Source organism: Pseudomonas sp. SWRI99, from assembly GCF_014270125.1.
GTDB lineage: Bacteria > Pseudomonadota > Gammaproteobacteria > Pseudomonadales > Pseudomonadaceae > Aquipseudomonas > Aquipseudomonas hamedanensis.
Map to the genome: position 1 here is coordinate 1 of NZ_JABWQR010000056.1, position 12358 is coordinate 12358.

Annotated in this window: 11 protein-coding genes; 5 read left to right on the forward strand and 6 right to left on the reverse strand. The window is 60.9% G+C overall.

Going from position 1 to position 12358, the window contains the following annotated elements; translation table 11 throughout:
• Positions 1-87: 87 nt before the first annotated feature.
• Positions 88-567 (reverse strand): nuclear transport factor 2 family protein, encoded by a 480-nt coding sequence (locus HU743_RS26745; RefSeq protein ID WP_186652333.1) that lies wholly within the window; start codon positions 565-567, stop codon positions 88-90.
• Positions 568-621: 54 nt separating this feature from the next.
• Positions 622-1185 (reverse strand): TetR family transcriptional regulator, encoded by a 564-nt coding sequence (locus HU743_RS26750; protein WP_186630379.1) that lies wholly within the window; start codon positions 1183-1185, stop codon positions 622-624.
• Between the two features lie 253 nt (positions 1186-1438).
• Here HU743_RS26750 and pssA point away from each other — a divergent pair, with 253 nt between their 5' ends.
• Complete coding sequence (pssA, locus tag HU743_RS26755; protein WP_186652335.1) at positions 1439-2782, forward strand: CDP-diacylglycerol--serine O-phosphatidyltransferase; 1344 nt, start codon at positions 1439-1441, stop codon at positions 2780-2782.
• Positions 2783-2905: 123 nt separating this feature from the next.
• Here the strand turns inward: pssA and efeO (HU743_RS26760) are convergent, their stop codons facing one another.
• From efeO (HU743_RS26760) to efeU, 4 genes are read right to left on the reverse strand one after another with little or no spacing between them, the layout of a single operon-like run.
• Entirely contained in the window at positions 2906-3730 is an 825-nt protein-coding gene (gene efeO / locus HU743_RS26760; protein WP_186652338.1) for an iron uptake system protein EfeO, read from the reverse strand.
• Positions 3731-3757: 27 nt separating this feature from the next.
• Positions 3758-5056 carry an iron uptake transporter deferrochelatase/peroxidase subunit gene (gene efeB, locus HU743_RS26765; protein ID WP_186652339.1) on the reverse strand — a complete coding sequence of 433 codons (1299 nt, stop codon included), beginning with the start codon at positions 5054-5056 and terminating at the stop codon, positions 3758-3760.
• Positions 5057-5073: 17 nt separating this feature from the next.
• Positions 5074-6273, reverse strand: coding sequence for an iron uptake system protein EfeO (gene efeO / locus HU743_RS26770; protein ID WP_186652342.1), 1200 nt, complete (start codon positions 6271-6273; stop codon positions 5074-5076).
• A gap of 9 nt (positions 6274-6282) precedes the next feature.
• Complete coding sequence (gene efeU, locus HU743_RS26775) at positions 6283-7122, reverse strand: iron uptake transporter permease EfeU (protein WP_186652345.1); 840 nt, start codon at positions 7120-7122, stop codon at positions 6283-6285.
• A gap of 290 nt (positions 7123-7412) precedes the next feature.
• On the opposite strand from efeU, the gene HU743_RS26780 reads away from it, so the two are divergent.
• The 4 genes from HU743_RS26780 to HU743_RS26795 all read left to right on the forward strand — a co-directional run bounded on the left by HU743_RS26780 (position 7413) and on the right by HU743_RS26795 (position 12277).
• The gene (locus HU743_RS26780; RefSeq protein ID WP_186652353.1) at positions 7413-8429 is read left to right on the forward strand and encodes an AraC family transcriptional regulator; all 1017 of its coding nucleotides are present in this window, start codon (positions 7413-7415) and stop codon (positions 8427-8429) included.
• A 197-nt stretch (positions 8430-8626) separates the two neighbouring features.
• On the forward strand, positions 8627-10291 hold the full coding sequence (locus HU743_RS26785; protein WP_186652348.1) for an AMP-binding protein: 1665 nt from the start codon (positions 8627-8629) through the stop codon (positions 10289-10291).
• Between the two features lie 18 nt (positions 10292-10309).
• Entirely contained in the window at positions 10310-11071 is a 762-nt protein-coding gene (locus HU743_RS26790; RefSeq protein WP_186619778.1) for an SDR family NAD(P)-dependent oxidoreductase, read from the forward strand.
• 12 nt (positions 11072-11083) lie between these two features.
• Positions 11084-12277, forward strand: a complete 1194-nt coding sequence (locus HU743_RS26795) for an acetyl-CoA C-acyltransferase (RefSeq protein ID WP_186652351.1) — start codon at positions 11084-11086, stop codon at positions 12275-12277.
• The last annotated feature ends 81 nt before the right edge of the window (positions 12278-12358 follow it).

Genomic DNA, 12358 nt, shown 5'->3' on the forward strand with positions numbered 1-12358 from the left:
CGCGATGGCGGTGTGTCAGATGAGGAAATCTCACAGATATATCGCAATCGCGAGCAGGCTCACTCCTACATGGGATTTGTGTTCGCCTTAGAGACCGAGTTCGCTCAGCCCCGGATGCTCATCCGGGCGGCGGCCCAGCGGCCAGTGGAACTTGCGTTCGCTTTCCTTGATCGGCATGTCGTTGATGCACGCATAACGCTGAAACATCAGACCGTTCTCGTCGAACTCCCAGTTCTCGTTGCCATAGGAACGGAACCAGTTGCCCGAATCGTCGTGCCATTCATAGGCATAGCGCACCGCGATTCGGGTGTCGGAGTAAGCCCACAGCTCTTTGATAAGCCGGTAGTCAAGTTCTCTGGCCCACTTGCGGGTCAAAAAAGCCTTGGCTTCTTCACGGTTGTTGGCGAACTCGGCGCGGTTGCGCCATTGGGTGTCGAGGGTATAGGCCAGCGAGACCTTATCCGGATCACGGGAATTCCAGCCGTCTTCGGCCAGACGCACTTTTTCGATGGCCGACTCATGGTTGAACGGGGGTAATGGCGGACGTACCTGGGCTGCAGCAGACATATCAGTCTCCCGATTTATAGAACAGTCAAACAACGGGTTCGGCTTATTAAGGCGTTACAGGTCCAATAACTTTCGCGCCATGCATTGCGCATTATCGGCGGCACTGTGATCACCCATCACAAGCGCTACGGTAATGGCACCGTCAATCAGGATCAGCAGCTGTTTGGCCAACAGTTGCGGGTTCTCGGCGCCATGTTCGGTACACAGCTCGCACACGTAGTCGAGCAACTTCTGTTTGTGTTCTTTGGCGACCAGACGAACAGGGTCACGCGCATCCCCGGTCTCGCCGCTGGTGTTGATAAAGGCGCAGCCGCGAAAGCCTTCCGAAGCGAACCAGCCCTTGAGTACGGTAAACAGGTTGAGCAGGCGATCGGCCGGGGTTTCGGCCTGGTCGACGGCGCTTCTGTACCAGTGCATCCAGCGCTGGTCGCGGCGTTGCAAGGCGGCGACGGTCAACGCGTCCTTGTCGGCAAAATAGCGGTAAATACTTTTTCTCGAGACGCCGGCGGTTTTCACCAGAAGATCCATGCTGGTGGCGGCGATGCCACTTTTGTAGATCAACTTTTCGGTGACATCCAGGATGATGTCGCGTGTGTTGGTGCTGGCTGATTCGTTCATGCAGCAAACAGTAGAACGGATGTTCTCCTTGGTCAATTGAATATTTTTGCAGCCTGCTGATCGTTCCCACGCTCTGCGTGGGAATGCAGCCCGGGACGCTCTGCGTCCCAGAGCGGACGCGGAGCGTCCATTGAGGCATTCCCACGCGGAGCGTGGGAACGATCTGATCCTGGACTTCAGGACACTGACAAGACCCGACGCAGACGATGGTGTAAGCTCTCAAACTCTTCGGATTCGAACCCCTGCGAGCCTTATGCCGTTGCTTTTCAAACGTTCTCTGCTGCCCAAACTGCGCAGCTTTGCGCTGACCCCCGAGGCGGTCAGCATTGTGTCGAGCGCTGCCGAGTTCCGTCGTTGCCTGCTTGCGAAAATCGCCGCAGCGACCCAGCGCATCTACATCGTCGCGCTGTACTTGCAGCAGGACGAAGCCGGTCAGGAAATCCTAGATGCCCTGCACGCCGCCAAACTCAAGCGCCCGGAGCTGGAGATTGCCGTGGTGGTCGACTGGTTACGGGCGCAGCGTGGGCTGATCGGTGCCGGCAAGCAGCCAGGCAACGCCGCCTGGTATCAGGACATGACGCGTACCCACCAGAGCGAAGTGCCGATCTACGGCGTACCGGTGCAAACCCGCGAACTGTTCGGCGTGCTGCACCTGAAAGGCTTTGTAATCGACGATAGCGTGGTGTACAGCGGCGCGAGCCTGAACAACGTTTATCTGCACAAGTTCGACAAGTACCGTTTCGACCGCTATCACGTGCTGCAAAACCAGGCGTTGGCGGATTCGATGCATCACCTGGTCAAGCATGGGCTGATCGAATCCAAAGCCGTGCACCGCCTCGATCTGCCGAACCTGCCGAGTACGCGCAGCCTGCGCAATGACATCGGCGATCTGCGCAGTCGCCTCAAATACGCCACCTACGACACCAGCGTCGGCAGCACGACCAGGGAAGGCCTGTCGGTCAGCCCGCTGCTCGGCGTAGGCAAGAACAACCCGTTGAACCGGGCGATTCTCGAACTGATCGCCAGCGCGCAACAGCAACTGACCATTTGCACGCCGTACTTCAACCTGCCGCTGGGGGTGATCCGTGAGATCAACCGCGCGTTGGCCCGTGGCGTGAAGATCGATATTGTGGTCGGCGACAAGACCGCCAACGACTTCTACATTCCGCCGAGCGAGCCGTTCAAGGTGATTGCGGCGCTGCCGTATCTGTACGAAATCAGCCTGCGCCGTTTTGCCAAGCGCCATCAGCGCAACATCGACAGCGGCCAGTTGAATCTGCACTTGTGGCGCGACGGCGATAACACCTATCACCTCAAGGGCATGTGGGTCGATCAGCGCTACACCTTGCTGACCGGCAACAACCTCAATCCCCGGGCGTTCCGCCTCGATCTGGAAAACGCGCTGCTGATCGATGATCCCAAAGGCGAGTGGCTGGAGCCGCGGGCGCAGGAACTGGAAAACATCTTCCGCCATACCACGCGGATCGACAGTTTTCAGACACTGGAGACGCTGCCGGATTACCCGGCGGGGGTAGCGAAGTTTCTCAAGCGGGTGAGTCGGGTGCGGATTGAGCGGTTGTTGTATCGGATTTTGTAAGGGGTCAAATTCGTAGTGCAGCCAAAACCGCTATCGCGAGCAGGCTCACTCCTACAGGGGAACGCGTTCCAATTGTAGGAGTGAGCCTGCTCGCGATAGGGCCCTGACAGGCACTACAAAAGGTCAGTTAAGCCCCAACTTCCCTCGCATCATCGACAAATCTTCCGCCAGCGTATTCACTGGCCCGACCAGCGCCTTGCGATCGTTGTCCTTCACCTTGTCATAGGTTTCAAAGCCGCCATCGGCTGTCTTGTACCGGGCGAGGATCTTATCCACGGTTGCAAAATTCTTGTCGACCTTGGCCACAAACGCCTTGTCCTGCTGTTCGATCTGCGCACGGAACAAATCGACAATCTTTTTCGCGCCGTCGATGTTGCCCTGGAAGTCGTACAGGTCAGTGTGGCTGTAGCGATCTTCCTCGCCGGAAATCTTCGTCGCCGCGACTTCCTCCAGTAGCGCCGCTGCGCCACCCACCACTTTTTCGGGCGGGAAGGTCAGCCCGGCGACACGGGTTTGCAGATCCTGCACGTCTTTGTTCAAACCGTCCGCCAGGGCATCCAGCCCCTTGGTGGTTTTTTCCGCAAACAACGAATATTCAATGCGATGGAACCCGGTGAAGTCTTCAGCCTTCACGCCTTTTTCATGGTCGTCGACACGCGAATCGATGGACGCGTCCAGATCACTGAACAGCTCGGCAATCGGCTCGATCGACTCGTAATAGACACGGGTCGGCGCGTAGAGCTTTTGCGCGGTGGCCAAGTCGCCTTTTTTCACCGCATCGGTGAACTGCTGGGTGTGACTGGCGAGTTCGTCGAGCTTTTCCGTGACATAAATCTTGTAGTCCGACACCGGCCCCACCAGATCCAGCGGCGCCGTGGCGGCGAACGCCGACAGCGGGGTGTTGAGCAAACCAAGGGTCAGCAATAACGCAAGTGGCGTTTTTTTCATGGGGGCGGCTCCAGTGTCGGTTGGGTGTTATGCGGTTGTTTGGGCGGATGTGGCGGCAAGCAGTGAGCGACCGATGAAGTCGTGATCGCCAGTGACGCCCGGCAAGGTGAAGAAATAACCGCCGCCGACCGGTTTGAGGTATTCCTCAAGCGGCTCGCCATTGAGGCGGGTCTGCACGGTGATGAAGCCTTTTTCCAGATCGGCCTGGTAGCAGATGAACAGCAGGCCCATGTCGAGCTGGCCGTTCTTGTTCACGCCGTTGGAATAGTTGAACGGCCGACGCAGGATCAAGTTGGCCTGGCTTGCGGCGGTGCGCGGGTTGGCCAGGCGGATGTGCGCGTCGAGTTTGGTCAGCTTGCCGGCCGGGTCTTTGCTGTAATCCGGCACCTCGCTTTCGCGGTGGCCGCCGATTGGTGCGCCGCTGCTCTTGACCCGCCCGAGAATGCTTTCCTGTTCCTGCAACGGCGTGCGGTCCCAGCGTTCGACGAAGTTACGGATAATGCGCACTGCTTGATAACTGCCATGGGCCGCCCAGGCCGGCTCATCGCTGTCCGGCTGCACCCAGACGATCCGGTCCATGGCTTTGCCATCGTTGGAATCAGGGTTGGCCGAACCATCGCGAAAGCCGAGAAAATTGCGCGCCGATTGTGCCGGTACGCCGGGTTTGGTCGGGGCCTGGGGCGGTACGCTGCCTTCTTGTTTCCAACGCACCAGCAACAGGTCTGGCAGGTTTTTCACGATATCGCGCAGGGCGTGAATATTGGTGTCGGCGGTGTTCGCGCAGAACTGCAGGCTCAGGTCGCCGTGGCAGCTGTCGGCATCCAGCGCATCGTTGGGAAAACCGACCATGCGTTGCAGACGTTTGGGTTTCACCGCGGCCAGACCGAAGCGCTCATCGAACAGCGATTCGCCCACCGATACGGTAATGGTCAGGTTGTCCGGGGTGACCACCGGGCCGAGAATCCCGGAGTCCGGCGGCGGCAGTTTCGGATCGATCTGCGCCACCGGGCCGCCCTTCATCAGAAAGGCGATGCGCTGGTTGAGGGTGCGAAACAGCCGCTCGAGGTCGTCGCGATCGCTGGCCAGCACATCGAACGCCACCAGCATGCCCGAGGCTGGGCGTGGGGTGACGATGCCCGTCTGGTGCATACCGTGGAAATCGTGGCGATCTTCGGTCTTGTCGCTGCTCGGCGCTTCGGTCACCTGCGCCGTGGCGGCGGCCATGGCCGGGCAACTCAGGGCCGAACCGGCGAGGGCGACACCCGCGGCGCCCATGCCCATCAGGACGCGACGACGCTGCAGATTGAGGGGTTCGATTTCTTTCATCGCGATAGGTCTTCTGCTTACAGGCCGGAGAGGCCGAGGGCGGGGTCGATGCCGTTCAAAGCCATGGCCAGGGCCTTGGCTTTGTTGGCAATCTGCTGGCGTTGCTCGGCGGATACGGCGTCGTAACTGACGTAGCCGTCGGCGGACTTGAGGGCGTTGAGCTGGCTGTCGACGTCACCCAACGCCTGGTCGATGTCTGGCAACAGGTCAGCGGCGGATTTGCTCAGCATTGGCCGCAACAGGTCGACGACCTTATGCGCGGTTTGTGCGTTGGCGGCGAAACCGTTGAGATCGCTGTGGCTGTAACGTTCCTCTTCACCGCTGACGGCGCGAACGTCGGCGAGGCTGTTGAGGTTGCGCACGACGATGCTGACCAGTTGCTCCGGTGGCAGTGACTGGGCGAGCAGCTGTTGTTTGAGTTCACTGACGTCGGCGAGCAGGCGCTGGGCAATCGGCGCAACGGTGTCGAGTTTGCGTTGCTGAAACAGAGCATATTCGAGGCGATGGAAACCGATAAAAGCCGGGTCCTGCTCGCGCTTTTCAAAGTAATCGGCGCGGGCATTGATGCGGTTATCCAGCTCGGCCAGACGCTGCGCCGCCGGCGCCAGACGCTGATAAGCGGCACGCGCCGGCAAGTACAGCGCCTGCGCCTGACCAAGATCGCCGCTGGTAATCGCCTGATCCAGCGCCGTCACCGCTTTGATCAAGGCGCTGCCCTGAACGGCCAGATACACACGGAATTCCGACAGCGGTCCTACGAACGCGACCATCGACGGCTTGGCCCTGGCGGCGGCATCGGAGGCTGCCGTCGGCGTCACGTGCAAGGTGCCGCGCGGGTTGCTGAGCAAGCCACAGGTAATTGCGTAGTCGCCCGGTTGCAGATTGGCGTTAATCACCTGGCTCAGGCCCGGCGCGATGTTTTCACGCTCTTCGACCACCAGCACGCCATCGAGAATTTCCCACTCGACCGCACGCTCGGAGCGGTTGACGATGCGAAAACTGGCGCGTCCGGCCGGCACTGTCAGCGCATTGGGTTCGCAGCTGTGCGGATGGATGTTGACGACGATTTCGTCGTGGTTGTGTTGGCGCTTGGCCGCCGCCATGTTCGAGGCGTACCAGAACAGCCCGCCGGCGGCGATCATCAGCAGCACCGAGCCGGCCAGCGCCAAACGCAGGGCGCGGGGAGGCGAGGCCTGAGGGATTTCAGTGTTAGACATGGAAGCTCTTTATTGGCTGGAAACAGAAGTCGTGGGCGCCGCTTGGCCGGGCGCCGGCAGGAAGAACATCACCAGCGCCACCAAGAGGTAAATCAGGTAAGCACCGAGGGTGCTGACAGTCGGCGCATCCTGATAACCGAACATGCCGGCCAGCACCGAGCCGAGCGGGCCGTCCATCGGCAGCGTCGCGCTGAAGTCGAAAAGCACGGTCTGCAGATGATTCCACAGTCCGGCTTCATGCAACGCCTGCACCGAGTTGGCGAGAATCCCCGCGGCGACCAAGAGGATGAACAGTCCGGTCCACTTGAAGAACGCCGAGAGATTCAGGCGCAGGCTGCCGCTGTAGATCAGGAGTCCAACGATTACCGCCAGCATCAGCCCGAGCAGGGCGCCGATCGGCGCGCCCGCACCTTCGCTTTGCTGGAACACGGCGAGCAGGAAGAACACGGTTTCCAGGCCTTCGCGAGCGACGGCGAAAAAGACCATGGCGATCAGTGCAATGACTTGATGGTTCGATGCCGTCAGCGCCTGATCCAGCGAGGCGTGCAGCGAATGCTTGATCGACCGGGCGACCTTGCGCATCCAGAACACCATTGAACTGAGAATGCCAACCGCGAGCAAACCGACGACACCTTCGAACAGTTCCTGCTGCCTTTGCGGGAATTCAGCGCTGACCAGTTCCAGACCACCGCCGACCAGCAGGGCGAGGGCGGCGGCGAGGAATACGCCAATCCACACGGCGGGCATCCACTGGCCACGCCCGGTTTGCTGCAGGTAGCTGGCAATGATGCCAACGATCAGCGCGGCCTCGATGCCTTCGCGCAGCATGATCAGAAAGGGAACGAGCATTTAGCAACCACGGTGATTTAGATAGGTGGCTAAGTTGTAACATAATGACACTCATTCCCAAATGGCATTGGTTGACATTTAGCTGAACCTGAGCTGAACAAACACAATCTTCGTTTCACACAGATCCCCTGTAGGAGTGAGCCTGCTCGCGATATCGGTCTATCAGCCACATCTTGTTAGCTGACACAACGCCATCGCGAGCAGGCTCACTCCTACAGGGGAACTGTGTGGGGGCGGGAGGCTGGGTTAAGATGCCCACCACCCAAAAACAACAAGGCTCACCTCGCTCCATGGCGGAAAAAGACACCATTGCCATCCAACTGGTGCGCGAAGCGCTGCTGCAAAGCTGTGCGCCGGGCGCGGCCACGGATGAGGCGTTGAACAAGGTCGGCATCGATCCGGCGTTGCTGATGACGGATCAGGGCAGGGTGCCGGCCTCGCAGTACGCCAGGCTCTGGCGTCTGCTGGCCCGGCGCGGCGATGACGAGTTCTTCGGCATGGACCCGCGCAAGCTCAAGTCCGGCAGCCTGGCCTTTCTGTGCCGCAGCGCGATGGCGCAACCGACGTTGGCGGCGGGGCTGGAGAACGGCTTGAGTTTTTTGTCGTTGATGCTTGAACGGCTGCCGGCGCAACTGGTGCGTCAGCAGAGCCTCGCCGAAATCGTCCTGCTCGAAGACGACCCAGACCCGCGCCGCGCCTTCACTTATTTCACTTATTGGATGATCGTTCACGGCGTCGCCTGTTGGCTGGCGGGGCGGCGGATACCGATTCTGGCAATTGAGTTGCGTTGCGCGGAACCGGAGTTCATCGATGATTACCAGGTGATGTTCTCCGACAACCTGCGCTTCGACCGCCCGCGCACACGGATGATTTTTTCCGCCGATTGCCTTGATCTGCCGATCAAGCGTAGTGCCGAAGAACTGAAACGCTTCCTGGCTCACGCCCCGGCCAACATTCTGGTGAAGTACCGCGACCCGCAAAGCCTCGCCAGTCGGATCAAGCACGATCTACGGCAATTGCCAGCCGAACAGTGGCCCGAAACCGAGGCACTGGCCCAGCAACTGTGCATGTCCGCCTCGACCCTGCGCCGGCGCCTGGCCGAAGAGGGGCAGACCTATCAAGGCCTCAAGGACAGCGTGCGCAAGGAGTTGGCAATCACTTGGCTGGCTGAGCCTTCGATCAGTTTTGTCGAGATTGCCAGTCGTCTGGGCTTTGCGGATGCGAGTTCGTTTTACAAAGCGTTTCGCAAGTGGTCCGGGTCGAATCCGGGGCACTACCGGACGCTGATCCTGAATGAGGTTGTCTGACCCGGACTTCGCAGCGCTCATACTGGCGCCTTCGCGAGCAAGCTCGCTCCCACAGGGGAACGATCAGGTCAGCCGGCATGGCCAAACCAGTCAGCCACTTTGATAGCTTTGACCATTGCCGCCCAAGCCCCGCAGCGCGACTATTCCCCTGTTGTTTACGGTTCCCAGCCTAATAAAAACACCGAGGGATTCTGGCAATGCGCGATTACCTGTCTGCCACCGCACAGTTCAATTATCAGCACACCGTGGAGGCCGCGCTCAGCGGTACGCTTGAGGCGCTCAACGCCTGTGTCGAATGTTGCGATCGCCATGCCTTGCCCGGGCGCATTGCGCTGTTCTGGGAAGGTCGCGACGGCGCCAGCGCGACGTACACGTTCAGCGATCTGCAGGACCAGGCCGCGCGTTTCGCCAATTTCCTCCTCGCCCAAGGTGTGCGCAAGGGCGACCGGGTCGCCGGTTTGCTGCCGCGCAACATCGAACTGCTCATCACCGTGTTCGCCACTTGGCGCATTGGCGCGGTGTATCAGCCGCTGTTTACCGCATTCGGCCCCAAAGCCCTTGAACATCGGCTGAACAGCTCCGGGGCGAAAGTCGTGGTTACTGACGCGGTCAACCGGTCGAAACTCGCCGAAGTTGCCGACTGCCCGACCATCGTTACGGTCGGCGGCAGCAAAGGCCAGGGGATCGTGCGCGGCGATTTCAGTTTCTGGGCCGAACTGGGCAATCATTCGAACATCTGCGAACCGGTACTGCTCAATGGCGAAGACCCGTTCCTGCTGATGTTCACCTCGGGCACCACTGGGCCGTCGAAAGCGCTGTCGGTGCCGCTTAAAGCTATCGTTGCATTCCAGAGTTACGCCCGCGATGCGGTGGACCTGCGCCCCGAAGATGCCTTCTGGAACGTGGCCGATCCGGGCTGGGCCTACGGCATCTATTTCGGCGTCACCGGGCCGCTGGCGATGGGGCACCCGATCACGTTCTACGACGGGCCGTTCACCCTTGAAAGCACCTGCCGGGTGATCAACAAGTACGGCATCACCAACCTCACCGGATCGCCGACGGCGTACCGTTTGCTGATTGCCGGCGGTGATACGTTCGCCAAGTCGGTCAAAGGCAAACTGCGCGTCGTCAGCAGCGCCGGCGAACCGCTGAACCCGGAAGTCATCCGCTGGTTCGCCGACAACCTCGACGTGGTCATTCACGATCATTACGGCCAGACCGAGCTGGGCATGGTGCTGTGCAATCACCACGGCCTCGATCACCCGGTGCACATCGGCGCCGCCGGCTTCGCCTCGCCGGGCCATCGCATCGTTGTGCTGGACGAGCACTACAACGAGCTCGGGGCCGGACAGCCGGGCATCCTCGCCATTGACCGTGGGCAATCACCGATGTGCTGGTTCGGCGGTTACGAAGGCGCACCGACCAAGGCCTTCGTCGGCAATTACTACCTGAGCGGCGACACCGTGGAATGGAACCCGGACGGCAGCATCAGTTTTGTCGGTCGAAGCGATGATGTGATTACCACCTCCGGCTATCGCGTCGGCCCGTTCGACGTCGAAAGCGCGCTGATCGAACACCCGGCCGTGGTCGAAGCGGCGGTGGTCGGCAAACCCGACCCGGAGCGCACCGAACTGGTCAAAGCCTTTGTCGTGTTGAGTGCGCAATATCGCGCAGCGCCGGAGCTGGCCGAAGAACTGCGCCAGCACGTGCGCAAGCGCCTGGCCGCGCATTCCTACCCGCGTGAAATCGAATTTGTCAGCGAATTGCCCAAAACCCCCAGTGGCAAATTGCAGCGCTTCATCTTGCGCAACCAGGAAATCGCCAAGGCTCAAGAGGCCGCGGCGCACAACGTTTCAGCTTGAATCCAAGGGAACACCGACATGCAGATCGACAACAAGGTTTTTATCGTCACCGGCGGCGCTTCCGGCCTCGGTGCCGCCACGGCTGAGCTGCTGGTGAACGCCGGCGCCAAGGTGATGCTCGTGGACATGAATGCCGAAGCGCTTGCCGCTCAAGCCCAGCGCCTGGGTGCGCAAAGCGTCGTCGCGGACATCAGCAACGAAGCCGCGGCCGAGGCTGCTGTGCAGGCGACCGTCGCCGCGTTTGGCAGCCTCAACGGTCTGGTCAACTGCGCCGGCATCGTCCGGGGCGAGAAGATCCTTGGCAAGAACGGCCCGCATGCGCTGGCCAGTTTCGCCCAGGTCATCAACGTCAACCTGGTCGGCAGCTTCAACATGCTGCGCCTGGCGGCTGCGGCCATTGCTGAAAGCGAAGCCAATGCCGACGGCGAACGCGGCGTGATCATCAACACTGCCTCGGTCGCCGCGTTCGACGGGCAGATTGGCCAGGCCGCGTATTCGGCATCGAAAGGCGCGATTGCCAGCCTGACCCTGCCGGCCGCCCGCGAACTGGCGCGTTTCGGTATCCGTGTAATGACCATCGCCCCGGGCATTTTCGAAACCCCGATGATGGCCGGCATGACCCCCGAAGTGCGCGACTCGCTGGCCGCCGGCGTGCCGTTCCCGCCGCGCCTGGGCAAGCCGGCCGAGTACGCCGCGCTGGTGCGGCACATCATCGAAAACAGCATGCTCAATGGCGAGGTGATCCGTCTCGACGGCGCCTTGCGCATGGCGGCCAAGTAAGGAGGGACCATCATGACTGTTTCCAACGATCCGATTGTTATCGTCAGTGCCGTGCGCACGCCAATGGGTGGCTTTCAGGGCGAGCTGAAAAGCCTCACCGCTCCACAACTCGGCGCAGCCGCGATCAAGGCCGCGGTTGAACGCGCCGGTGTCGCCAGCGATGCGGTTGATGAAGTGCTGTTCGGTTGCGTATTGCCCGCCGGCCTCGGTCAGGCTCCGGCACGTCAGGCCGCGCTGGGCGCCGGGCTGGATAAATCCACCCGCTGCACCACCGTCAACAAGATGTGCGGCTCGGGCATGCAAACCACCATCATGGCCCACGACATGCTGCTCGCGGGCAGTGCCGATGTGGTCATCGCCGGCGGTATGGAGAGCATGTCCAACTCGCCGTACTTGCTGGATCGTGCCCGCGCCGGTTATCGCATGGGCCATGGCCGTGTGCTCGACTCGATGTTCCTCGACGGCCTCGAAGACGCCTATGACAAGGGACGCTTGATGGGCACCTTCGCCGAGGATTGCGCCGAGACCAACGGCTTCAGCCGCGAAGCCCAGGACGCCTTCGCCATCGCTTCGACCACCCGCGCGCAGCAGGCGATCAAAGATGGCAGCTTCCAGGACGAAATCGTCCCACTGACCGTGACCGTCGGCAAAGAACAGGTGCTGATCAGTCACGACGAGCAACCGCCGAAAGCCAAACTCGACAAAGTTGCCTCGCTGAAACCGGCCTTCCGCGAAGGCGGCACGGTGACGGCGGCGAACTCCAGTTCGATCTCCGATGGCGCTGCTGCGCTGGTGCTGATGCGCCAGTCTCACGCGCAGCAACTGGGCCTCACGCCAATGGCGGTGATTCATGGTCATGCGGCGTTCGCCGACACGCCGGGGCTGTTTCCGACCGCGCCGATCGGTGCGATCAAAACCCTGCTGAAGCGGACTGGATGGGCGCTGGATCAGGTTGATCTGTTCGAGGTCAACGAAGCGTTTGCCGTGGTCGGCATGGCGGCGATGACGCATCTGCAGATCCCGCACGACAAGCTCAATGTGCACGGCGGCGCCTGTGCGCTGGGCCACCCGATCGGTGCGTCGGGCGCGCGGATTCTAGTGACGCTGCTGGCGGCGCTGCGGCAGAAACAGCTCAAACGCGGGATTGCGGCCATCTGCATCGGCGGCGGCGAAGCCACGGCCATGGCTGTGGAATGCCTCTATTGAAGTAAACAACAATCCTTGTGGGAGCGAGCTTGCTCGCGAATGCGGTGTGTCATTCAACCCTAATGTTGGCTGACAGAACGC